Source organism: Spongiactinospora sp. TRM90649, assembly GCF_029382225.1.
GTDB lineage: Bacteria > Actinomycetota > Actinomycetes > Streptosporangiales > Streptosporangiaceae > Spongiactinospora.
The window spans coordinates 106,205-127,524 of the sequence record NZ_JARLTC010000021.1 but is presented as its reverse complement, the minus strand read 5'-3'; the positions used below and the strand labels follow the sequence as shown (position 1 = coordinate 127,524).

At 74.1% G+C, this 21,320-nt stretch carries 20 protein-coding genes and 1 pseudogene; 11 read left to right on the top strand and 10 right to left on the bottom strand.

Annotated elements, in window-relative coordinates:
* The first annotated feature begins 238 nt into the window (after nucleotides 1-238).
* On the top strand, nucleotides 239-565 hold the full coding sequence (locus P3X83_RS24395; RefSeq protein WP_277307515.1) for a hypothetical protein: 327 nt from the start codon (nucleotides 239-241) through the stop codon (nucleotides 563-565).
* Between the two features lie 61 nt (nucleotides 566-626).
* Here the strand turns inward: P3X83_RS24395 and P3X83_RS24390 are convergent.
* A pseudogene (locus P3X83_RS24390) lies at nucleotides 627-1,046 on the bottom strand (ABC transporter ATP-binding protein); the annotation flags it as partial.
* A gap of 5 nt (nucleotides 1,047-1,051) precedes the next feature.
* Here P3X83_RS24390 and P3X83_RS24385 point away from each other — a divergent pair.
* Nucleotides 1,052-1,210, top strand: a complete 159-nt coding sequence (locus P3X83_RS24385; protein ID WP_277307514.1) for a hypothetical protein — start codon at nucleotides 1,052-1,054, stop codon at nucleotides 1,208-1,210.
* A 5-nt stretch (nucleotides 1,211-1,215) separates the two neighbouring features.
* Here P3X83_RS24385 and P3X83_RS24380 read toward each other — a convergent pair whose 3' ends face one another.
* Both P3X83_RS24380 and P3X83_RS24375 read right to left on the bottom strand, forming a co-directional pair.
* Nucleotides 1,216-3,909: a DUF6493 family protein gene (locus P3X83_RS24380; protein ID WP_277307513.1), complete on the bottom strand. Its 2,694-nt coding sequence runs from the start codon at nucleotides 3,907-3,909 to the stop codon at nucleotides 1,216-1,218.
* A complete protein-coding gene (locus P3X83_RS24375) occupies nucleotides 3,906-5,279 on the bottom strand; it encodes an SWIM zinc finger family protein (protein ID WP_277307512.1) in 1,374 nt (457 codons plus the stop codon). The genes P3X83_RS24380 and P3X83_RS24375 overlap by 4 nt, the downstream gene beginning before the upstream one ends.
* Nucleotides 5,280-5,429: 150 nt before the next feature.
* Here P3X83_RS24375 and P3X83_RS24370 point away from each other — a divergent pair, with 150 nt between their 5' ends.
* From P3X83_RS24370 to P3X83_RS24355, 4 genes are all read left to right on the top strand, one after another.
* Nucleotides 5,430-5,924 (top strand): carbonic anhydrase, encoded by a 495-nt coding sequence (locus P3X83_RS24370; protein WP_277307511.1) that lies wholly within the window; start codon nucleotides 5,430-5,432, stop codon nucleotides 5,922-5,924.
* Nucleotides 5,925-6,170: 246 nt separating this feature from the next.
* Nucleotides 6,171-7,154 carry a hypothetical protein gene (locus P3X83_RS24365; RefSeq protein WP_277307510.1) on the top strand — a complete coding sequence of 328 codons (984 nt, stop codon included), beginning with the start codon at nucleotides 6,171-6,173 and terminating at the stop codon, nucleotides 7,152-7,154.
* On the top strand, nucleotides 7,121-11,410 hold the full coding sequence (locus P3X83_RS24360; protein ID WP_277307509.1) for an AAA family ATPase: 4,290 nt from the start codon (nucleotides 7,121-7,123) through the stop codon (nucleotides 11,408-11,410). The genes P3X83_RS24365 and P3X83_RS24360 overlap by 34 nt, the downstream gene beginning before the upstream one ends.
* Entirely contained in the window at nucleotides 11,403-12,269 is an 867-nt protein-coding gene (locus tag P3X83_RS24355) for an SIR2 family protein (protein WP_277307508.1), read from the top strand. The genes P3X83_RS24360 and P3X83_RS24355 overlap by 8 nt, the downstream gene beginning before the upstream one ends.
* Here P3X83_RS24355 and P3X83_RS24350 read toward each other — a convergent pair.
* From P3X83_RS24350 to P3X83_RS24340, 3 genes are all read right to left on the bottom strand, one after another.
* Complete coding sequence (locus tag P3X83_RS24350; RefSeq protein WP_277307507.1) at nucleotides 12,255-13,058, bottom strand: hypothetical protein; 804 nt, start codon at nucleotides 13,056-13,058, stop codon at nucleotides 12,255-12,257. The two genes, P3X83_RS24355 and P3X83_RS24350, sit on opposite strands and share 15 nt — an antisense overlap.
* A 614-nt stretch (nucleotides 13,059-13,672) precedes the next feature.
* On the bottom strand, nucleotides 13,673-14,644 hold the full coding sequence (locus P3X83_RS24345; protein WP_277307506.1) for a LysR family transcriptional regulator: 972 nt from the start codon (nucleotides 14,642-14,644) through the stop codon (nucleotides 13,673-13,675).
* 99 nt (nucleotides 14,645-14,743) lie between these two features.
* Nucleotides 14,744-15,802, bottom strand: coding sequence for an LLM class flavin-dependent oxidoreductase (locus P3X83_RS24340; RefSeq protein ID WP_277307505.1), 1,059 nt, complete (start codon nucleotides 15,800-15,802; stop codon nucleotides 14,744-14,746).
* Between the two features lie 59 nt (nucleotides 15,803-15,861).
* Between P3X83_RS24340 and P3X83_RS24335 the strand changes: the two genes are divergently transcribed.
* Genes P3X83_RS24335 through P3X83_RS24325 form a run of 3 tightly spaced genes read left to right on the top strand, consistent with a single transcriptional unit; the run spans nucleotide 15,862 to nucleotide 17,165 of the window.
* Nucleotides 15,862-16,080, top strand: a complete 219-nt coding sequence (locus tag P3X83_RS24335) for a DUF6158 family protein (protein ID WP_277307504.1) — start codon at nucleotides 15,862-15,864, stop codon at nucleotides 16,078-16,080.
* Nucleotides 16,073-16,333 (top strand): hypothetical protein, encoded by a 261-nt coding sequence (locus P3X83_RS24330; protein ID WP_277307503.1) that lies wholly within the window; start codon nucleotides 16,073-16,075, stop codon nucleotides 16,331-16,333. The genes P3X83_RS24335 and P3X83_RS24330 overlap by 8 nt, the downstream gene beginning before the upstream one ends.
* Nucleotides 16,334-16,376: 43 nt before the next feature.
* Complete coding sequence (locus P3X83_RS24325) at nucleotides 16,377-17,165, top strand: putative hydro-lyase (protein ID WP_277307502.1); 789 nt, start codon at nucleotides 16,377-16,379, stop codon at nucleotides 17,163-17,165.
* Here P3X83_RS24325 and P3X83_RS24320 read toward each other — a convergent pair.
* Nucleotides 17,162-17,590 (bottom strand): nitroreductase family deazaflavin-dependent oxidoreductase, encoded by a 429-nt coding sequence (locus P3X83_RS24320; protein WP_277307501.1) that lies wholly within the window; start codon nucleotides 17,588-17,590, stop codon nucleotides 17,162-17,164. The genes P3X83_RS24325 and P3X83_RS24320 overlap by 4 nt on opposite strands.
* A 169-nt stretch (nucleotides 17,591-17,759) precedes the next feature.
* Here P3X83_RS24320 and P3X83_RS24315 point away from each other — a divergent pair, with 169 nt between their 5' ends.
* Nucleotides 17,760-18,335: a TIGR02611 family protein gene (locus P3X83_RS24315; RefSeq protein WP_277307500.1), complete on the top strand. Its 576-nt coding sequence runs from the start codon at nucleotides 17,760-17,762 to the stop codon at nucleotides 18,333-18,335.
* Between the two features lie 73 nt (nucleotides 18,336-18,408).
* The gene (locus tag P3X83_RS24310) at nucleotides 18,409-19,359 is read left to right on the top strand and encodes a hypothetical protein (protein WP_277307499.1); all 951 of its coding nucleotides are present in this window, start codon (nucleotides 18,409-18,411) and stop codon (nucleotides 19,357-19,359) included.
* 23 nt (nucleotides 19,360-19,382) lie between these two features.
* Here P3X83_RS24310 and selD read toward each other — a convergent pair whose 3' ends face one another.
* From selD to P3X83_RS24295, 3 genes are read right to left on the bottom strand one after another with little or no spacing between them, the layout of a single operon-like run.
* Complete coding sequence (selD, locus tag P3X83_RS24305; RefSeq protein WP_277307498.1) at nucleotides 19,383-20,414, bottom strand: selenide, water dikinase SelD; 1,032 nt, start codon at nucleotides 20,412-20,414, stop codon at nucleotides 19,383-19,385.
* The gene (locus P3X83_RS24300; protein WP_277307497.1) at nucleotides 20,411-20,773 is read right to left on the bottom strand and encodes a hypothetical protein; all 363 of its coding nucleotides are present in this window, start codon (nucleotides 20,771-20,773) and stop codon (nucleotides 20,411-20,413) included. Before P3X83_RS24300 ends, selD begins: the two co-directional genes overlap by 4 nt.
* Nucleotides 20,770-21,288 carry a hypothetical protein gene (locus P3X83_RS24295; protein ID WP_277307496.1) on the bottom strand — a complete coding sequence of 173 codons (519 nt, stop codon included), beginning with the start codon at nucleotides 21,286-21,288 and terminating at the stop codon, nucleotides 20,770-20,772. The genes P3X83_RS24300 and P3X83_RS24295 overlap by 4 nt, the downstream gene beginning before the upstream one ends.
* Nucleotides 21,289-21,320 lie beyond the last annotated feature (32 nt).

The following is a 21,320-nucleotide window of genomic DNA, read 5'->3' as shown; positions in this document are numbered from 1 at the left end:
CTCCGCGGTGTTGAAGGTGAGGGCGGCCGGCATCGGGGCCCCGAGCACCGCTAGCCTCTGCCATGGAGCCGGTCGGGGGGTGCTCGTCTGATCTCTTCCGGTTCTCGCCCATCGCGCCTGCTCTGTGGCACCGTCCATGCGGATACCGCACCAAGCCCGCCGGTCCCACCAACCGAATTCATCCGTGCCCGGCTTGATCGATTTGGCCTTGTCGCACGTGTGTTCGATGATGGGGTGCGTGGATGTCACCCTGCCGCTGCGTGTGCGGCTGCTCAACTGGCCTTCCGACGGCGGGCACGGCGGGCAGATCGCCCCGGCCGACGAGCCGATCGAGTACTGGACGGTCGATGCCGTGCACGCCCGCTACGTCGCGCCGCACGGCCCGGGCCGCTTCCGGCTGAAGGCGGTGCTCGTCGATGTCCGCGGCCGTACCGGCACGGCCCGGTCGGCGCTGCCCGACCTGGAGCGCGTCCTGGTGCATCAGGTGCCGCGGGTGGGCTGGTGGATGCTCAAGCGGCCCAGTGGCCATGACCTGCGGCGGATCGAGCGCTACCGCGACCGGTGACGTTCTGTCATGGGTGGCGTCTGATCTGTCCCTCGCCCGTTCGTCTTCAGGATGTGAGCCTTCATGAAGGAGTTGCCATGTTCTCGTAGACGGTCCCGTCGGCGCCGAAGATGAGGAAGCGGTCGAAGTCGGCGGCGAACCAGCGGTCGTGGGTGACCGCCAGCACGGTGCCGGCGAGGGACGCGAGGCCCTGTTGCATCTGCAGCCGGGCCTGCTGCCCGCCGGACAGGGTCTCGAACCGCTGAGCGGCGGCCGGTGCGAGTTCGTAGCGGGCGAGCGCGGCCATGGCCTCGTTCAGCGTGAGGGCATGCCCGGCCGTCGCCAGCTCGGCGGGGGTGCGGCCGTGCAGTTCGGGCCTGGCGTGGGTCTGCACGAAGTGGCCGGGCGTGACCCGGGCGCCCAGACGTACGGAGCCGGTGTGCCGGACCGAGGGGACCGCGCCGTCCGTCGCTTCGGCCAGCAGGCGCAGGAAGTGGGATTTAAGGCGTGCCACAAGCCGCCCGGGAGTACTTCCGCGCCAACAGTGACCGGTACCCCGTCCTCGCCGTCCATGGCCCCCTCGCCGCCGACCGCGACTGGGACGCCAGTTTCGGCATCGGCCTCGCCTGGCTCCTCGACGGCATCGAGGCCAGCCGCCACCGCTGAACCGGTCAGGGGCGGGCGAGGTGGTCGTGCAGGCGGCGGCAGGCTCGGGCGTAGGCCGCGGTGCTCGTGCCCGCGGCGATGCGGGTGACGGCTGGGATCGGAGTGTGCGCGCCGGTCCATTCCGCCACCGTCGCCGCCGCCTCGGTCAGTTCGGCGAGACCTGCGCGGGGGCGCTCGCCCTGGGCGGGGAGCAGGGCCGCGAGCAGGGCGGCGAGTACCCGCCAGGCCGCCGCGTGGGCGCCGCCGGCGGCGGCGTCGCGCAGGGCGGTGGCGATCGGTGCGACCTTCGCTCCGGAGTGCCGGGCCAGCAGGGCGAGCTGCTCGCCGAGGCCGGTGACCGGGAGGTCGCCCCGGCCGGCCATGGACAGCAGGACCGCCACGCCGGGCGCGGAGTCGCCTTCTGGCAGCAGCCGCGCCAGCAACAGGGCCGACGCGGGCCCCATGGGGCCGTCGCCGGCGGCGAGCGCCGCCACGTGCTCGGCGGTCACGATCGGGTGCCGCCAGTGCGTTCCCTGCGGGGCCGCCATGTGGACGGCCACGACCTCGCGGTGCGAGGGCAGCACCCCGGGCCACGGTGACATGTCCCCGTGCACGTGGTGGGGCGTGGGGGGCGCGCCGAGAACCTCGTCGACCAGCTCCACGCCGGTCGGCGCGGGCGGCAGCGACTCGATCATCGGGCGTGGGGTGCCGTTGTGCCACCTGGTCCACCGCACGACGGCGGCCGGGTCGGGCAGGCCGTCCGAGGCCAGCAGGCGCGCCGCGGTACGGCCCGCCGCCGAGGTCAGTCGCCCCGCGCGGTCCGCCGCCGGCGGATGGGAGCCGCGCGGCAGCCGCAGCAGCGCCTGGGCCAGGTCCGCGGGCAGCGGCTCGACCCCCGCCGCCTGGCACAGCTCCAGCCGTTCGACCAGGACCTCCGGGTCGAGCGCGCCGGTGGCGAGCGTGGGCGTGGCCAGCAGCACCGGCGGCAGGCGGTCCTCCCGGAACGCGTGCAGGATCTCCGCGCACCTGCGCAACCGCAGCAGGTGCAGCGGCCCGATGTCCTGCACCCTGGGCAGGCGGGCACGACGGCCGGGGAAGCTGACGCCGGTGGTCGATGCGCGCACCAGCGCCCAGACGGCGTCGGTGGCCGTGCCGTCTCCCTCGGGGGCGTCGTCCGCGCCGATCAGCTCCTGGGCGATGCCCGCGATCCACTCCTCCTCGCGCGCCCACATCTCAAGGGCGAAGATGGCCAGGTGCGCCCCGCGATAGCCGGGCGCGAGCGAGGCCCGCAGGGCCTCGCGGTCGGCCCGCACCAGCCTGACGAACCCCTCCAGCCAGCGCTCGGTCTCGCGCCAGCCGCCGGTCGGGGCCAGGGGGGCCATCTGTCGGCCGCTCTCGTACAGCGGCGGGAAGGGCTCCGGGGAAGCGGGCTCGCGCAGCGGAGGCGGGACGAAGACCTCGGCGGACTCCTCTGCCGGGGGCTCCCCGCCGAAGGCCTCGGCGACTGGTGCGCCGAGCGCGGACGGCAGGTCGCCCACCGCCGCGCCGACCTGGCCTGCGGCGTCCGGCCCCAGCCGCGCCCGGTGCTTGACCGCCAGCCGGGCCGCGCGGCTCTTGACCTCGTAGGACTCGTGCCGGAAGGCCAGCACCAGCGCCGGGACCAGTGCGTCGGCGAGGCCGGGCCGTTCGCGCACCGCCTTGTCGAGCCAGCTCAGCGCGGCCTTGGCGAGCTTGGCCTCGGGGCGGAACAGCAGGGACTCCAGCGCCTCGGCCAGGTCGTCCGGCTCGGGGACGGGCAGCCGCCGCAGCCGGGCGACCGCCGACTCGGCGATCAGGGCGGGCGTGTTGGGCAGCATCCGCAGGTAGTCGCGGCGGTGGGTCTCGGCCTCCGCGTCCGTGGGGTCGAGCAGTTCGTGCAGCCGGGAGAAGAACCGCAGCTCCTGCGCGTCGCCGCCGCGCAGGAACCGGCGCACGCACCCGTCGACGACCATCGCGCGGTCCACCGTGCCGCGCCGGATCATGGTCATGATCCCCGACAGCCACGGCGAGTCAGGGAGGGCGCGCTCGTGCTGGAGCGCGCGCCCCACGCCCTCGGCCTCGAACAGGCGCGGCAGCAGCACGCGCGCCAGCGGATCGGACGCCTTCGCCGCCCCCTCCGACACCCAGGCCACCACCAGCGGGTCGTGCTCAGGCGGGGTCACACCGGTGTGCCGGAGCATGGCCAGGGCCAGCGCGGTACCCGCGTCGCGCGGGCCGCGTACCCTCCGCGCGAGACGTCCGGCCAGTTCCGCCTGCCAGGCGGACGGCCGGCGCGACAGCAGCCGGACCATGAGGACCGGGTCGCCGTACCGGCCGCGCGAGGAGGACTCTCCCCAGGTGAGCAGGTCGCGCCGGTTGACCCAGGAGACGACGTCGGTGACCGCGCTCAGCGCGCCCGCTCCGGCCAGCCGGGTCAGCTCGGCCCAGTCCTCCCACGGCTCGTGCGGGAAGCGCGGGCTGGAGAAGTTCCAGCGTTCCGGTTCGCGCTTCATGATCCGCAGCGACTCCTCCCAGCGCCGGGCGCGCTTGGCCTCCGCCCGCTCGGCCAGCACGCCGATGTGACCGCGCAGCCGCGCCGCGACCTCTTTGCGTTCGCCGTCGCCGAGCGCGACGAGGGCTTCGACGAGCAGGTCGGCGTCGCCCCGGTCGATCAGGCCGCGGACGTCGTCCCACGCGGTCATCGGGGGACCGCCTCGGTGACCCTGGCGGCGATGCGGGCGGCCAGCACGTGCTTGCAGGGGCCGCGCGAGCCCCGGTGGTCGAACCACCATTCGCAGGTGCAGGAGCCGTCGCCCAGCCGGACCTCGCGGAGGCCGCCCGGCGTGGTCACCTCGGCGGTGTCGGGCCCGGTGACGCGGACGGCCCCGCTCTCGACCAGCGCGCGGGCCGAGGCCAGCCGGGGGTTCAGGGTCTCGACGTGCTCGCGGTCATAAGGCAGCTCCCGGTGGAAGTGACCCGCCTCGGCCAGGTCGTATCCGACCCGCCCGGCCGTGCCGAGCTGGGTGAGCGCGGCACGCACCCGGGCCGGGGACAGGCCCGCCCGTTCGGCGAGCAGCCCCACCTCGACGGCGGGCTCGAAGTTGAGCAGCATGCCGACCACGTCGGCGTCGGCGGCGACGTCGTCGCCGGACAGGTCGTCGAGCACCGCGCCCTCGCCGGAGAAGCCGCGCCACGTCTCCGGCGACAGCACCAGTGTGTAGCGCATGCCGGGCAGTTCCAGCTCCCAGGCGCTGGGCGCGACGTCGTGACCGGAGACGGGCGGTCCGTACACGCGCAGCGCGGTGGCGAAGCGCAGCAGCGGGTGCAGGGTCACCAGCCGGCCGACGCCGGACAGGCACACCGCGCCCGCCGTCGGGGAGCCGGACGCCGATTCCGCGGGGGAGAACGCCCGCAGCTCGCGGCCCTGCGGCAGCGTCCACAGGTTCGCCGACGCCTTCCTCGGCAGCCCGCGCAGGAAACGGACGGCCCTGGCGGCGTCGAGCTCGGCCCGCAGGTCGAAGCCGGAGGCGATCACCTGCACCTCGGCGAACCCGCGCAGCCACCGGGACGGCAGCGGCACCTTCTTCTCCACCACGGCCCCGTCGAGCGTGGTGACCGCCATCTCCTCGGCCCCGACGCCAAGGTGCAGCGGGTCGCGCCCGCCAACCCTGGCCAGCGCCTCGCGCAGCGGCCGGTTGACGTCGACGTTGGTGGTGCCCCGGTCGAACACCTCGCCGTCGAGCGCGCCGCCGAGCAGGTCGAGGCGCGCGTAGACGCCGCCGCAGGCGGAGAAGGACTCCATCCGCAGCCGGTCGCCGTCGCAGGTGACCACCGGGTCACGGGACCAGACGCCGCCGCCCGCACGGGGCCGGTGGTAACGCGCCATCGCGACGTCGGCGAGGCCGAGCAGCGCCGCCGCCGCGGGAGCGGCCTGGGTGACCAGGCCGCTGAAGAATCGGGGACGCGTGGCCGGTCCGCTCGGCGTCCGCCCGCCGGACGTCGATAGTCCCAGTCGATCCCCCGTCATTCGGGAGGGGGAGGCGTAGGAGTACGCCTGCACCGTGTTCGTCATGGCGCAGACGATAGAGATCGACTCCGACAGAACCGTGATCATTCGGACGTAGTCGATCGGCCACATTCGGTGAAAATCCCTATTGAAAGAGTAGGTAAAATGCACAATCCTGGTGGGGTACTTCTGAGCGACGGACGAAGGGAACCCCTGATGAGCGTGACCGACGAGGTGCTGGCCAACGCCGAGCGGTATGCCGCCGGCTTCGACAAGGGCGAGCTGGCGCTGCCGCCCGCCAAGCGGCTCGCCGTACTCGCCTGCATGGACGCCAGGCTCGACCCCTACGCGATCCTCGGCCTGAGCGAGGGCGACGCGCACGTGATCCGCAACGCGGGGGGCGTGGTCACCGCCGACGCCCGCCGCAGCCTGGCCATCAGCCAGCGCCTGCTGGGCACGCGGGAGATCATCCTGATCCACCACACCGACTGCGGCATGCTCACCTTCGCCGACGACGTGTTCCGGTCCGAGATCCAGGCCGAGACCGGCGTCAAGCCGGACTGGGCCGCCGAGGCGTTCCCCGACCTGGAGGACGACGTCCGGCAGTCCATCGCCAGGATCAGGGCCGACACCTCGATCAAGCACACCGATCAGGTGCGCGGATTCATCTACGAGGTGGAAACCGGCAGGCTCAGGGAGATCAAGCCCTGAGCGCCCGGTTCGCCGGGCGCCGGGGATCGCCCCGGCGCCCGGCGGAACCCGGGCGCGTTCAGACAGTGCTAGCGGGCGTGCGCGTCGCCTCCGTTGCCGCACGCGGCGGGGGTCCACGAGCACCGGCACGCCGCGCGGCCGGTGGGTGAAGAGCCGGTACCGGTTCGACGGTACTGACGGAAACCGATGACCTGTTCAGAGGTATTCGGTTAGATAGGTCGCGCATGCTGGAGTTGGGGGAAGGGTGTGCCTGATGGGGGAGATGACCCCGTTGCGGGTGCAAGATCCGGTCCGCTGCGCGAGGCGGTCGAGGCGGACGGGCCCCTGGGGGACGACGCACTCGAACGGCTCGCCGTGGCCACCCTCACCGCGCTGGCCTCGCTCGCCCAGGCGGGGCTCTCCCATCGAGGCCTGAGCCCGGGGAACGTCCTGCTCGGCCCGGACGGCCCGAGGCTCTGCGACCCGGGCGTCGAGCCGGGGGAGGGCGGCTCCTGGGCGGCCCACGCGTACCGCTCCCCGAAACAGATCCTCGGCCTGCCGTCCTGGCCGCCCGGCGACCTGTTCTCCTGGGCCGCCACCATGGCCTACGCCGCCATGGGTGAGCCCCCATCCGCCGACGCCCCCGCCGACCTCACCTCGATCGCGCCCCCTCTCCGCGACGTGCTCGGGGCCTGCCTCGCCGAATCCCCGGCCGCCCGCCCCGCCCCCCAGGACACCCTCCTCCACCTCCTCGGCACCCCCGCCCGGACGACCCCGACGTGGGGGGCTCCGGTGGCGCCGTATGAGGGCGCACGGGCGGTTCCGGCGTCTTCGCCGGCTGCGCGGGAAGGGGCGGTGCGGCGGTTTCCGGTCGGGGTGGTGGCCGCCGTCGGGGTGGTCGTGGTGCTGGCCGGGGGCGGGGTGTGGGCGGCGGCGAGCTACTCGGGCCGTCCGGTGTCGAAGGTCGCGGCGGTGGTGAGCGCTTCGGCCGCGGACTCCAGGACCTGGACCGTCTCCGACACCCCCATTCCGGCGGGCGACCCGGCGCGCGGCGTCTTCGCCTACCGCTCCGGCGTGACCTGGCTGCCGCACCTGCCGTTCCTGCTGGGCGGCGGGCGAGCAGGGCAGGGTCGCCCGACTGACACTGCGCCACCCCTGACGGGCCCGGCCGGGATACCCTCCTGCTGCGGAACGGCGTGGGCCGGAGGGCGGGTGCGATGGCGCGGGACGGCGAAGGGCTTCGCGCGCTGAGCCTGGGCGTCGCCACCTTCGCCGGTGAGCGCTGGCCCGACCTGCCCGCCGCCGTGCACGCGCGGGCGTGCGCCGACCTGCGCGCCGCCCTGGCCGGGCTCGGCTACACCGTCGCCGGGCACGACGACCCGACGGCGAGCGCGCTCGGCCGGGCCGTCCACGCCGAGATCGGATCGGAGTCGCCCGGGCCGCTGGTGGTCCACGTCAGCAGCCACGGCGAGCCGCATCGGACCGGCGCGCTCTACGTGGTCGGCTCCGACGGCGCCGTGGACGACACCACCGAGGTCACCGGATGGCTGCGGATGGTCGAACGCCGCGCCGGGCGCCCGCGGACGCTGTTCCTGATCGACACCTGCCACGCCGGGCAGGCGGCCCGGCCGCCCTGGCTGTCCGAGGTCGTTGACGGCGGCAACCACGCCTGGGTGATCGCGGCCACCGGCCGCGGCGAGGCGGCCTACGACGCCCGGCTCACCAGGGCCGCCGCGACCGTCCTGGGCGGCCTGGGCGCGCTGGTCTACGCCGACCGGCCGTACGTGCCGTTCGGCCTGGTCGTCGAGAGCATCCGCGCCGAGGTCCGGGCGCTCGGCGGGCACGGGGGGCACGGGGGGCACGGCTACGAGCAGCGGGTCGCCGCGTCCCCCATCGACGGCGACTACCCCGACCTGCCGTTCTTCCCCAACCCCGGCTACGGGCGGGCGGCCCCGCTCGACCTGCTGGCCGGGGAGGTCGATCCGGGCATCGCGACCTACCTCGACGACGTCGTGGACCCCCGGCACTGGCTCGACCGCACGGCCGGCACCGGCCCGCTGACCCGCGACATCGACGGCGGCTGCTTCGTCGGCCGCCGCCGCCAGTTGCGCGAGCTGACCGCCTGGCTCGACGACGCCGCCGCGTCCCCGCCGCTGCGGGTCGTGACCGGCGGTCCGGGGGCGGGCAAGTCGGCCCTGCTCGGCGTTCTGGTCTGCGCGGCGCACCCGGCGCTGCGCGCGGCCACGGCGGGCCTGCGCGCCCACATCACCGAGCTGTGCCCGGCGCTCAACCGCGACCTGGCGGCCGTGCACGCCCGCCAGCGCGACCTGCCCGCCGTGACGGCCTCCATCGCCGGGCAGCTCGGCCTGGCGGGGGAGGGGCCGTGGACGCCGTCCCGGCTGCTCGAAGCGCTCGCCGCCCGGCCGCGTCCGGCGACGATCGTCGTGGACGCCCTGGACGAGGCCACCGATCCCACGCGCCTGACCGCCGGTCTGCTGCTGCCGCTGGCCGGTGGGGTCCCGGGGGTGCGGCTGCTCGTCGGCGGGCGTCCGGGGGCCGCTCTGGAGCCGCTGGCGGCACTGGGCGAGGTGACCGACCTCGACCTGGTCGCGCCCGGCGAGCTGACCGACGACCTGCGCGACTACGTCGCCCGGCTGCTGGAGTTCACCGGCGGGCACTCGCTGCGGGGCAGTCTGCGCACGGCCTTCGCGGGAGGGCTGGCCGGCGCGCTGGCGTCGGACGCCGGGGCCGAGCCCCGCTGGGGCCCGTTCCTGGTCGCCGGGCTCTACACCTACCAGGTGGTCCGGGCCGCGACCCCCGCCGCCGACCCGGCGGCGGCGCGTGCGCTGGGGGAGGGCGTGCCCCGCGCCCTGCACGAGCTGTTCCGGCTCGACCTCCGCAGCCGCCCCGGCCACGCGCCCTGGCTGCTGCCGCTGCTCACCGCCGTCTCCCACGCACGGGGGCAGGGCATGCCGTTGCGGGTGCTCGCGCGCCTCGCCCCGGTGTGGAAGCCAGGCCACCAGGGGGAGGCGACGATGGGCGAGCTGCTGGGGGCGCTGGGGGAGGCGTCCTTCTACCTGCGGCGGTCGCCCGACACCGACGGCACCGCGCTCTACCGGATCTACCACCAGGGGCTGGCGAACCACCTGGCCGAGAGCGCGGGCGGCGGCGCCGACGTGCTGGAGGCCGTCCTGGGGCGGGGGTCCGGCTCGGTGCGGTCGCGGGGGTGGGAGCACGCCGAGCCGTATCTGCTGCGGCACGCCGTCCAGCACGCGGAGGACGCGGGCGCGGCGGCGGAACTGCTCGGCGACGCGTCGTTCCTGGCGCACGCCGACCCGGCCTTCCTGCTGCCCGCCCTCGACCGCCTGCGGCTGCCGGGTGACGACCGCAGGCGGCGGCTGGCCAGGGCCGTCTACCGCACCTCGGCGCACCGCCATCGCGACCTGCCGCCGCCGCGCCGGGCCGAGGTCCTGGCCGTGGACGCGGCCCGCTGGGGTTCACCCGGCTGGGCGAGCGCCCTGTCGGATCAGAGCGCACAGACCGATCCGGCCGCACAGACCGGTCCAAGCGCGCGGACCGAGGAGGGGCGGCCCCGCTGGCGTCCGGTCGCCGCCAGCGGCAGCTCCCTCACCCCGGCGCACCGGGCCACCCTCACCGGCCACGAGGGCCGGGTGAACGCCCTGGCCACCGGCTTCGCCGACGGACGGCCCAGCGCGGTCACGGCGGGCGACGACCAGACCGTCCGGCTGTGGGACCTCGCCGGGCACGCCCAGCGCGGCCTGCCCATGCGGGGCCACCGGGGCCCGGTGACCGGCGTGGCTCTCACCGCGATCGACGGGACCCCGGTGGCCGTCAGCACCGGCGCGGACGGCACGGTCCGGCTGTGGGACCTGCCGGAGGGCCGCCCGAGGGGCGCGCCACTGGAAGGACATCTCGGTCCGGTCCAGGGACTGGCCGTCACCGAGGCCGACGGACGGCCCCTCGCCGTCACCACGGGCGCCGACGGCACGGTCCGGCTCTGGGACCTCGCCGGGCACCGGCCGGACGGCCTGCTGCGCGCCCACGTCGGCCCGAGCCACGCGGTGGCGTGCGCCGCTGCCGGACGCCGCCCGGTGGCGGTCAGCACCGGAATGGACGGCACCGTGTGGATGTGGGACCTGGTCGAACGCGTGGCCGTCGGACATCTGCCCGGCCCGCGCGGGCTGGGCACCGCCGTGTGCGGCGCTTCCATCGACGGCGAGCCGGCCGTGCTGATCGCCGACGTCGGCGGCGCGATCCGCGTCTGGCCGCTCGTACGGCCCGCCGCCCGCCCCGCCGTCTCCTACGGCAGACCCGTCCGCGCCCTGCACGCCACCGACATGGACGGCGTTCCCGTGGTGATCGCCTCCGGCGACGACCATGCGATCCGCGCATGGGACCTGCGGCGCGGCGAGCCGCACGGCGACCCCTTCACCGGCCAGGGCGTGGTCACCGCGATCGGCTCCATCGCCGTGGACGGCCGGCCGCTGGCCGTGACCAGCGGCGGCGACGGCACCGTGCGGGTATGGGACCTCGACGTGGCCGGACCGGTGGGCCGCCCGCTGTCCGGGCACAGCGAGCAGGTGAACGCCGTCGCCGCCGCGCGCTCCGGTGGCCCGCTGGTGCTCACCGGCGGAGACGACCGGGTCGTGCGCGCCTGGCGTCCCGGCGGCCGTCTCGCGCCCGAGGCGGTGTTACCGGGCCACGAGGGACCGGTGCTCGCCGCCGCGTGCCTGCCCGACCGGCCGCTCGCCGTGACCGCGAGCGCGGACGGCACGCTGCTGCGCTGGAACCTCGACCCGCCGACGCCCATCGGAGCCCCGCTGATCGGCCACACCGGTCCGGTCCTCGACGTCGCGGCCACGGTCGTCGACGGCCGGCCGGTGGCCGTCTCGGTGTCGCAGGACCGGAGCATCCGGCTGTGGGACCTCACCGAGGACGAACCCGAGGGCGAGGTCCTGCTCCGGAGGGCCGGTCGCCGGCACCTGGCCCGCCGCGTCGTCTGCGTCGCCGCGGCGTCCGGATCGGTCGCGGTGACCCCCACCTATGCCGGGAAGCTGCGGATCTGGGGGCTATCGGAGGGTGGATCTCATGAGACCGTCACGGTGTGGCCCGACGGCACGACCATCCGGGCGCTCGCCGCGCTGGAGGCCGGCGGGCGCTCGCTCGTCGTGGCCTCCGGCGCGGGCGGGTCGCTGGGCGTGCTCGACCTGGACACCCGGGTGGTCACCCCGATCCCGCCCGAAGCCGAGGGCGGCCCCGTCCGCGCGCTGAGCTGTGCGATGATCGGCGGCGTCGCGGTCGCGGTCGCGGCGTGCGGCGAGCGCCTGCGCACCTGCCGGGATCTGCTCGGCGAGCCGCGCTGGGATGAGCACGCGCTGCCCGCCGAGGCCCGTGCGGTCGCGCTGGAGGCCGAAGGCCGCCTGCTGGTGGCGCTGGCGGGAGACCTGGTGGTGTTCCGCGCGGAAGGGGTGGGGGCCGATGGATGACGCCGACTGGACGCGCCTGACCCATCAGGCGCTGCACGGGGATCTGGTCCCCTTCCTGGGGGCGGGGGTCAACGCGGGCGTGCTGCCGACGGGCGGCGACCTCAGCGAGGTGTGGGCGCGGCGATTCGCCTACCCGTTCGCCGATCGCCGCAACCTGCCCCGGGTGCTGGAGTACGCCGAGACCGTGACGGGCGACCCGACTTACGTCAAGGAGCTGATCCGCCGCGACCTGAGCGCCCACGGCCCACCCGACTTCACCGACCCCGGCAACCCCTATGCCCCGCTCGCCGCGCTCCCGTGCAAGCTGTTCGTGACCACCAACTACGACGACTTCATGGCGCGGGCGCTGCGGCACGCCGGGAAGGATCCCGCAGGCGAGATCTGCCGGTGGTACGAGGGGGACGATCCCGGCGAGCCGGACCGGCCGAAGCCGACGGCCGAGCACCCGCTGGTCTTCCATCTGCACGGCAGCTTCGACTCGCCCCACTCGATGGTGCTCAGCGAGGACGACTACCTGCGGTTCGTCGTCGCCATGGCCGACGCGGAGCGCCCCCTCATCCCGGTGGACGTCCTCGGTGAACTGCTGTCCAAGCCGCTGCTATTCCTCGGGTACAGCATCCAGGACTGGACGTTCCGTTCCCTGTTCAGCTCGCTCTTCAACAGCGTGCCCGGCACGCGCCGCCGCCGCCACACGGTGGTCATGTTGATGCCCGAGCTGGACGTCACGAGCCCCGCCGCCGCCGCCCGGGCGCGCGACTACCTGTCCCGCTACCTCGGGGGGTGGAGCGTGGCCCTCTATGTCGGGACGGCCGCCGACTTCCTGCGGGAACTCGGCAGGCGGATGTCAGAAGTCTCCTGAGACCAGGTCGCGCACGTCGGGGCAGCCCAGATAGGCCCGGACGCGGTGGAAGTCGAACCTGGCGATGCGCACCGGGGGCGACTGCTCAACCCCGTCGAAGCGGGAGCACAGGTCGGCGGGGACGGCCACCAGGTCGCCGACGTCGGCGAGGTTGACCCAGCGCTTCACCCCCGGGGGCCGCGCGCCCCGACCGGCCTCGGGGGCGGGCCGCAGCCGCTGGAAGATCACGCCGTTCATGCCGAGCGGGCTGCCCAGGGTGATCAGGGTGGGCACCGAGAGGCCGGGATCGGCCCACAGCGCCTCGTAGGCCACCACACTGCCCAGGGAGTGGGCGATGACGACCTCGGGCCGGTGGTCGCGGATCGCGGCGGCGACGGCCTCTCTGGCGGCCGTGCGGAAGGAGTCGTCGGCGTGGTGCAGGTAGGTGTGGACCTCGCGGACGAAGATCGCGGCCAGGCGCCTGGCGGCCTCGCCGTACCGCTCGGTCAGCCACTCGCCCGCCTGCCGGGCGCGCGCGGTGATCTGCCCCTGGGCCGCCTGCGGGGACGGCTGGAGCTGGTCCACGAACGCCACGAAGAGCTCTTGCTCACCGGGCGTGAGCAGGGCCACGTCGCCCTGCGGGGTGCCCCGGTGCAGCAGGTGGGAGTAGTAGCCCACCGCGACCTCCGAGTCGCCCTGCAACCAGTCGGTCCAGTCGCGGCTGATCGTCTTGGCGGCGGCCTCGGCCCCGCCGTTCCTGTCCACGTAGTCGTGGTTGCCGATTCCGTGCACACCGACGATCCGTGCCATGGAGCGCTCCAGGTCCGCTGGGGGTGGACCTTGAGTATGCCTCTCGCGGCGGGCCGCCGCGCGGTTCCCGGAACCGGGGGGCGCTCCGGGAACCGGCGGTCGGGCGGCGTCGCGAAAGGCGACGCCGACGGCATGGGAGCCGGGCCCTGTGCGGGCGGCCACGTTCGCCCGCGATGGGCCGGTTCCGCCGCGGCAGAAGGTCAGTGGGCCGATACGGCCGGTGCGGCGGTTCCCGGGCACGCGCGTTCGCGGCGGTGGTCTCGCGGGCCGCCGCCAGTCCGGTGGCGGCGGCGGGCGTTCCGGGCTCCGTCCCGCTGGATCTCCTCGGGGGCCGGGCATGGGCCGCGTCGCGTGCGGTGTTCCGGGCACGGGCGACGGGGCGGAGGCCGCGACGAGGGCGTCGTCGGCGGTCTGGCCGTGGCCGTGACGCGGGCGGTGCGCGTGTGCGCCGCGCCCACGATCGGGCAGTGGTGTCGAGGCAAGGGCTCTCCTCGGTCGGTGCCGTCAACGTACGGCCTGCTCCGAAACCGGGGACCTATCAGTGTGCCTATAACGTCCTGTTATGCCGATCGATGATAGATGTCATGGCTTTAAGGGCCAGGTGTTATGCCCCCCTATGGCACCGTGCCGAACCCAGGATGCACGCTGAGCCAGCTCAGGTAGCTGTGACTGCGGCGAACCGAGTCCATGTGCGCGGCCTTGGCGTGGACGACGATGGAGGGGGCGGCCACCGCGGCCGGTGCCTCTGGGTGCCAGCCGAGCACCTGCCGCCAGCGTAGCGGCGCGCCCGAGATGGGCAGCATCCGCACGCCCGCGGTCAGGCGGAACGTCGCCTGGCACAGCGCCACGGCCCTGCCGACCTGGGCCAGGTGGGCGCAGGTGGCCGGGTCGGTCTCGTAGATCGTGCGCGGGGTGAAGCCGGCGCGGGCGCACGCGGCGGCGAAGCAGTCGGCGAAGCAGCCGTCGCCTGGGGCGACCGCCCACGCCTCCTGGGCCAGCGCGCCGAGCTCGATCTCCGGCTCGCCCGCCAGCGGGTGGTTGTCGCCGACCAGGACGCACACGGCGTCCACGGCGACCGTCCGCCAGGCGAGGTTGTCGCCGGACGGCGGGCTGCTGTCGCCGCACACTCCCACCAGGGCGAAGTCCAGGCGGCCGAGCATCAGCATCTCCGACAGCTCGTTGGCCGACCAGGAGGTCTGCGTGCTCACGCTGGAGTTGGGATAGGAGGCGGCGAGCCGGTCCACCAGCCCCCCGATGATGGGGCTGTTGGTCGCGCCGAGGCGGTAACGCTGCTGCTCGTTACCGGTCGCGTCGGCGAACCTGGCGAAGCGGGCGGCCTCCTCCTGGAGCTGACGCGCGGCCGGGAGGAGGACCCTGGCGCGGGTGAGCACCAGCTCCCCGAGGGGGGTCGGGCGCGCGCCGGTGTGGTCGCGCTCGAACAGGGCGCCGCCCAGCGCACGCTCGATGCGTTTGAGCTGGGCGGTCAGTGCGGGCTGTGCCAGCCCGAGTACGGTGGCGGCCTTGGATACACTGCCCGCTTCCGCGACGGCACGCACTATCCTAAGGTGGCGAAGCTCGAGATCCATAGCCGCACGGTATGGCCCGAACGTCTCCCTGCCAATGAAAACAAGTCATGAAGTTTGACGAGATTCAGTCGGAACGTTCCTAAATGCGGCACAAGGTCATTAATCGGTCATCTTATGTGCTTCGGCGATCAACCTGAAAGATCGGATCCGGTGCGCGCCGCCGTAGACCCCGGTCGTGATCATCAGTTCGTCCGCGGCCGTCCGATCCAGCAGCGCCGCCAGGCCCGCGCGCACGGCGTCGGGCTCGCCGTACACCACGTTCGACAGCCAGGCGTCGAGGAACTCCTCCTCCACCGCCGTGTACGGGTGGTTCTCGGCCTCCTCGGGGGTGGGCACCGGCGCGGGGGTGCCGCGCCGCAGCCGCAGCATGGACAGGCCGCCCGTGCGGGCCAGCCGGTAGGCGTCTCGCCCGGTGTCGGCGGCCACGGCGCTCACGCCGATCATCGCGTACGGCCGGTCGAGCGCCGCCGAAGGCCGGAAGCTCTTGCGGTACAGATCGAGCGCCGGTTCGGTGTTGGCGGCGCTGAAGTGGTGCGCGAACGCGAACGGCAGGCCCAGCAGGCCCGCGAGCCGGGCGCTGAACCCGCTGGAGCCGAGCAGCCAGATCGGCGGGCGGCCACCGGGGTCGCGCGGCACGGCGCGGATCCTCTCGTAGCGGTGCCCCGGCTCGAAGGAGCCGTCCAGGAAGCCGGTCAGCTCGGCGACCTCCTGCGGGAACCGGTCGGCGTCGCCCCTGCGCAGCGCGGCGGCCGTGGCCTCGTCGGTGCCGGGCGCGCGGCCGAGGCCGAGATCGACGCGGCCGGGGTGCAGCGCGTGCAGCAGCCCGAACTGCTCGGCGACGACCAGCGGGGCGTGGTTGGGCAGCATCACGCCGCCGGAGCCGAGCCTGATCGAGGTGGTGCTCGCCGCCAGGTGCGCGAGAAGCACGGGCGGTGACGAACTGGCCACGTTGGGCATTCCGTGGTGCTCGGCCACCCACAGCCGGTGGTAGCCCCACTCCTCGGCCTTGCGCGCCAGTTCGGTGGTGGTGGCCAGGGCCTCCGTGGCCGATTCGCCCGCGCTCACCGTCGCGAGGTCCAGCACCGACAGCGGGACTCGGGCATCGCCCCTGGCGATGCCCCTGATCTCGTCGCTCACCTCGGGCACAACCTGGAGCATGCCCGCGGGTATTCCGGGTGACGCTCCGCCCCTGGTGGGTAAGCAGAGACTTTATGACGATGGGAATCGATCCGCGGGAACTGCCGGACGAAGATCTTCTCCGCGAGCTGCGGCACGTCCACGAGACACGGACGGACACGCTGCGGCACGGCTCCGACGACGCGCTGGACAACCACACGGTGCGCACCAGGGAACTCGAGACCGAGTACCTGAGGCGTTACCCCGAGCGGGAGATCGACCCCGAGCGCCTGCGGGAGGGAGCGCGGCAACGTGTCTAGGAAGACGACCGGTCCGGCCGCACTGCACGACGTCCAGGCCCTGTCCGACGCGCAGACGCACGTGTACGAGGCGGTGGCGTCGCTCGCGGTGGACGGCCGGATCGCACATGTGTCCGACGTCGCCCAGATGACCGGGTGGCCGGAGCACGACGTACGGCAGGCCCTGGTGACACTGGTGGAGAACGGCTGGCTGATCCAGAAGGGCGACGGGTTCGTGATGGGTCCACACGACTGGGGGCTGGACTACCGGTAGGCGACTGGGAAAGAGTGTCCAATATCCTCGTAAAGGAGGATCTATGACGCCCTCGGATGTGGGCGCACTCGACCCCGCCGCCGCCAGGGAGCTGTTCCGCAGGGGCCTGCGCACGCCCACGGCGGGCTGGTGCCTGGGCTGGACCCAGGCGAACCTGCTGGCCGTGCCCCGGTCCTTCGCCTACGACCTGCTGCTGTTCGGGCAGCGCAACGCGAAGGCGTGCCCGGTGCTCGACGTGGGCGACGCGGGGGCGACCGCCACCGCGATCTTCGCCGGCGACCTGCGCACCGACCTGCCCGGCTACCGCGTCTACGAGAACGGCGAGCCGATCGCCGACGTGCGGGACGCGACCGGGCTGTGGCGCGAGGACCTCGTGCCGTTCCTGATCGGGTGCAGCTTCACCTTCGAGGACGCGCTGATCCGCGCGGGAGTGCCGGTCCGCCACGTGGAGGCCGGGGTCAACGTGCCGATGTACCTCACCTCGGTGAAGTGCGAACCGGCGGGGGCCCTCGGCGGGCCGCTGGTGGTGTCGATGCGGCCGGTCCCTGCCGGGCTGGTGCCCGAGGCGATCCGCGTCACCGCCCGCTACCCGGCGGTGCACGGAGCGCCCGTGCACGTCGGCGATCCGGCGGAGATCGGCATCGCCGACCTGGCCAGGCCCGACTTCGGCGACCCGGTCGAGGTGCGCCCGGGGGAGATCCCGCTGTTCTGGGCCTGCGGGGTGACCCCGCAGGCGGCGGTGATGGCGAGCGGCGTGCCGTTCGCCATCGGTCACCTGCCCGGCCACATGGCGATCACCGACGCCCGCGACCACCGGTTCCAGGTGCCCTAGCCGTCCGCGGGCTCCGCGCGGGACAGGGCGACCACCGGGATGACGCGGTCGGTGCCGGCCTGGTGCTCGGCGAAGAACGAATGGCGTTCGACCGCCGCCGCGAACAGCCGGTCGCGCTCCTCGCCCTCGGTGGGCACGGCCCTGGCGCGGTACTTGTCGGAGCCGACCTCGACCGTCACGGACGGGTCGGCGATCAGGTTGTGGTACCAGTCGGGATGCCTGGGCGCGCCCATCACGGAGGCGAAGACCAGCAGGCGGTCGCCGTCGCGCAGGTACATCATCGGGGCCGTGTGCGCACGGCCGCTCCGGCGCCCGGTGGTGGTGAGCAGCAGCAGCGGGCGATCCGCGAAGGGGCCCGCGCCGCCGTTCGCGCGGAACTCCTCGATGGTCCTGCGGTTGATCTCCTTGATGTCGTCCAAGTTCATGCCGTCATGCTGCCCCCCGATGCTGTCAGAAACTGTCAGGTACGGGCGGGGCGTCCGGTTACGGCGAGTCGTCCGCGAGGATGACGCCGGGGTGTGAGAGTCCCCCTATCCTGGGATCAAACGGGAGCTTCGAGGGGGTCAGGTGGCGATCTCAGACGGGGAACGGCGAGTGAGTCCCGGCCGTGCGGCCCCGCGTGAGCCCGGCACACCCGGCGACGCCGCGGCCGGCGCGGGCGCTCCGGGTCCGGTGCCGCCGGAGCCCGCCACCCCGGCCGGACGGCCGGCCTATCCGCCGCAGGGCGATTCCGGTGAGACGCGGATCGGCGACGCCGACGTCCTGAAGGAGGACGCGGCACGGCGGTCGGGCCTGCGCGGCTGGCGCGAGGGGATCCGGGCCACGCCCGGCGGGAGTCTCGCCCTCAAGATCGTCGTCGGGGTCATCGGGGCCGCCCTGGTCATCGGGGGCCTGATCATGGTGCCCTTCCCGGGGCCCGGCTGGCTCGTGGTGTTCGCCGGGTTCGCCGTGCTGGCCACCGAGTTCGCCTGGGCGCACCGGGTGCTGCAGTTCGGCAAGCGCACCCTCGCCTCCTGGACCGACTGGCTCAAGGAGCGCGGCTGGACGGTCCGCATCCTGGTCGTGGGCGTCACCTTCCTCGTGGCGGGGGCCATCATCTGGGCGGCGCTCAAGCTGAGCATGGGCATCGACGTCATCGCCATGACGCGGGACTTCTTCTCCCGCCCCTGATCTCGCGTGGTAGATGTAATCCCATTTGTTAATGGTGTAATTTTTCGCGACTAAAGCGGTTTATGATGCCGACGTGAGATTATCCATCCGTATCGGGGTGCTCGCGGGTTGCCTGACACTGGCCGCGCAGACGAGCACCGCCGTGGCGGCACAGGCCGCCGAGGAGATCGCGATCGACCTTCCCGACACGGGGGTCAAGTTGCACGAGGACGCCGCCGATCCGGTGCTCGTCAGGACTTTCACCATCAAGGACGATGTGTACCTGCGTCCCAAGGACAGCGATGATTTCGTGAAGAAGGCCGGTTATACCGAAATCACCGTGGCCCCGGGCGGCGCGCTGGCCGCAGGTCTGCGCGACAAGTACTCCAAGGCCGGGTACGACCAGGTGATCATCATCGACCAGGGCGGCGGCGCCGCCAAGCCGATCCGCACGGTCAAGCGGCCCTACATCACCGCCTCGCTCTTCTGGTCCCGCGACGGCCGCCAGATCCTGGGCACCACCCAGCGCAAGGTCGGCAAGAAGTGGGTGACCTCGGGATTCACCCTGGTGGACGTCGCCGGGCGGACCAGCCGCCTGGTGCAGGTGCCGAACCTGAAACAGGACACCGTCTTCGAGTGGGCCCCCGACGCGCGCGGCGTGATCGCGGTCTACGACAAGAAGATCCGCGAGTACGACCTCAAGGGCAAGCTGCGCCGCACCCTCGACATCGGCACCACCGTCTCCGGCGACGACGTGTACTCGCCGTCCGGCAAGCGGCTGCTGACCTGGTGCCCGAGCCGCTACCGTGAGGACGTCTGCGTGTCCGACCGGGTGTCCGGCAAGATCGTCAAACGGGTCGCCTGGGACCCCGAGTACCTGTGGGGCTGGTGGGACGAGACCCACTTCGTCGGCGTGGTCAAGAAGGGCCGGGCCTACCAGTCGGTCGTCGCCGACCTGACCGGCAGGACCACCCGCGTCCTCGCCGACATCACCGCCAACGCGTGGAAGAAGGACGACGTCTACCTGTCGTACTCCCGCCGCTGACCCGGCGCCCGTGAGCGCCCGGCTCAGCGGATCACGATCGTGTGCTCTCCGCGCGGCACCAGCCTGCCGATGACGGGCGCTCCCGGGATCTCCCCGGCGAGCAGCAGCCCGCCCGAGGTCTGCGCGTCGGCGAGCAGGAGGAGCACCTGCTCGTCCGCGCCCCCGGCGTCCAGGTGGGGGGCGACCCAGCTCAGGTTGCGCCGGGACCCGCCCGGCACGTGGCCGTCGCGCACCGACTCCCTGGCGCCCTCGATGAACGGCACCGCCGAGGCGTCCAGCTCGGCGGTGACTCCCGAGGCCCTGGCCAGCTTGTGCAGGTGACCGAGCAGGCCGAAACCGGTCACGTCGGTGGCGCAGCGCACCCCCGCCCGCACGGCCAGCTCGGCGGCCCCGGCGTTCAGGGCGGTCATCACCTCGACGGCCTGCGGGAACACCTCCCCGGTCGTCTTGTGCCGGTTGTTCAGCACCCCAGAGCCGATCGGCTTGGTCAGCGACAGCGGCAGGCCGGGACGGCCCGCGTCGTTGCGCATCAGCCGCTCCGGGTCGGCGGTGCCGGTGACCGCCATGCCGTACAGCGGCTCGGGGCCGTGCACGCTGTGCCCGCCCGCCAGATGGCACCCGGCCTCCGCCGCGACGACGGCCCCGCCGCGCAGCACCTCGGCCGTCACGTCGTACGGCAGGCCCTCGCGCGGCCAGCACAGCAGGTTGAGCGCGACCAGCGGCTTGCCGCCCATCGCGTAGACGTCGGACAGCGCGTTGGCCGCCGCGACGCGCCCCCAGTCGAAGGGGTCGTCCACGACGGGCGTGAAGAAGTCGGCGGTGCTCACGATCGCCTGCCCCGCCGAGATCCTGACCACGGCGGCGTCGTCGCCGGTGTCCAGGCCGACCAGCAGCTCGCCGTGCTCGCCGCCGTGCCCGCCGCCGGGGGCCGGCAACCGCGCCAGCACCTCCTCCAGCTCACCGGCCGGGATCTTGCACGCGCAGCCGCCGCCCTGGGCGTAGTGGGTCAGCCGGAGCGTCGTTCCGCCGTCCGGGCTGATCGCGGGAGCGTTCATCGGACCTCCAGATGCCGGGCGGCGGAGCGTGCCAGGTGCCGCCACAGGGCCCGCAGGCCGAGCCGCAGCGCGGCGGCGCGCCTGCCGGGGGCGACGAGGGTCGCCGTCCGCAACGGTAACCGCACGCCGCGCAGCAGTTCCATGCCTCCCGAGCCGTCGATCGCCACCGCCATGGGCACGGCGCAGGCGTCGCGTGGGCGGGCGGCGCGCAGCACGGGCAGCTCGGCGGCCAGGTGCGGATCACGGCAGGACCGCGTCACGACCGGGACGGTGAGCAGGCCCGCCAGCGCGGCGGCGATCGACGAGCACCCCCCGCACGCGCCGTCGTGCACCAGCACCAGCCGCGTCACGCCCCTCACCGCGTCACCCCCGCGGCCAGCGCCACCACGGTCGCCAGGGCCGTCGCCAGCGCCATCGGACGGCGGGCGGACCGCCAGCGCCCCTGCCACGCGGCGCCCGCCGTCCGGTCGTGGACGGGCGCGGCGGCGGCCACGATCCAGCGGGCCGCGGCGAACCCGGCCGCCGCCGCGAACGCCCCCGGCAGCGGCACCGCAAGCAGCAGCGCGGCCAGCAGCAGATGCGGCAGCGCGGACGGCGAGTAGGTCCGCATCCCCGTCCCCATCTCGAACCCGAACTGCAGCGCCCCGGCGACCGGCCCCGCGCCGGCCACGTGCTCGGGCACCAGCCGCCGGTTCTCCGGCACCTTCACCCGCAGCAGCCCCGCCTCACGCGACAGCACGACCGCCGCCAGGACGGCGAGCGCCGGCAGACGCGCCCAGACGGGCGTCAGCGCCTGGACGACCGCGCCCAGCGCCCCCGCGACGAGGGCGACCGCGCATGCGCCGGCGAGCAGGCCCACGCCGAACACGGCCAAGGCGCCCAGGGGAGTACGTCCGCGCCAGACCG

What these genes read in the sequence shown, in the direction of transcription:
- P3X83_RS24375 (WP_277307512.1), bottom strand. Translation starts at nt 5,279, where the DNA reads ATGACGAACACGGTGCAGGCGTACTCCTACGCCTCCCCCTCCCGAATG.
- P3X83_RS24325 (WP_277307502.1), top strand. Translation starts at nt 16,377, where the DNA reads ATGACGCCCTCGGATGTGGGCGCACTCGACCCCGCCGCCGCCAGGGAG.
- P3X83_RS24360 (WP_277307509.1), top strand. Translation starts at nt 7,121, where the DNA reads ATGGCGCGGGACGGCGAAGGGCTTCGCGCGCTGAGCCTGGGCGTCGCC.
- P3X83_RS24335 (WP_277307504.1), top strand. Translation starts at nt 15,862, where the DNA reads ATGGGAATCGATCCGCGGGAACTGCCGGACGAAGATCTTCTCCGCGAG.
- P3X83_RS24340 (WP_277307505.1), bottom strand. Translation starts at nt 15,802, where the DNA reads ATGCTCCAGGTTGTGCCCGAGGTGAGCGACGAGATCAGGGGCATCGCC.
- P3X83_RS24350 (WP_277307507.1), bottom strand. Translation starts at nt 13,058, where the DNA reads ATGGCACGGATCGTCGGTGTGCACGGAATCGGCAACCACGACTACGTG.
- P3X83_RS24380 (WP_277307513.1), bottom strand. Translation starts at nt 3,909, where the DNA reads ATGACCGCGTGGGACGACGTCCGCGGCCTGATCGACCGGGGCGACGCC.
- P3X83_RS24320 (WP_277307501.1), bottom strand. Translation starts at nt 17,590, where the DNA reads ATGAACTTGGACGACATCAAGGAGATCAACCGCAGGACCATCGAGGAG.
- selD (WP_277307498.1), bottom strand. Translation starts at nt 20,414, where the DNA reads ATGAACGCTCCCGCGATCAGCCCGGACGGCGGAACGACGCTCCGGCTG.
- P3X83_RS24355 (WP_277307508.1), top strand. Translation starts at nt 11,403, where the DNA reads ATGGATGACGCCGACTGGACGCGCCTGACCCATCAGGCGCTGCACGGG.
- P3X83_RS24370 (WP_277307511.1), top strand. Translation starts at nt 5,430, where the DNA reads ATGAGCGTGACCGACGAGGTGCTGGCCAACGCCGAGCGGTATGCCGCC.
- P3X83_RS24345 (WP_277307506.1), bottom strand. Translation starts at nt 14,644, where the DNA reads ATGGATCTCGAGCTTCGCCACCTTAGGATAGTGCGTGCCGTCGCGGAA.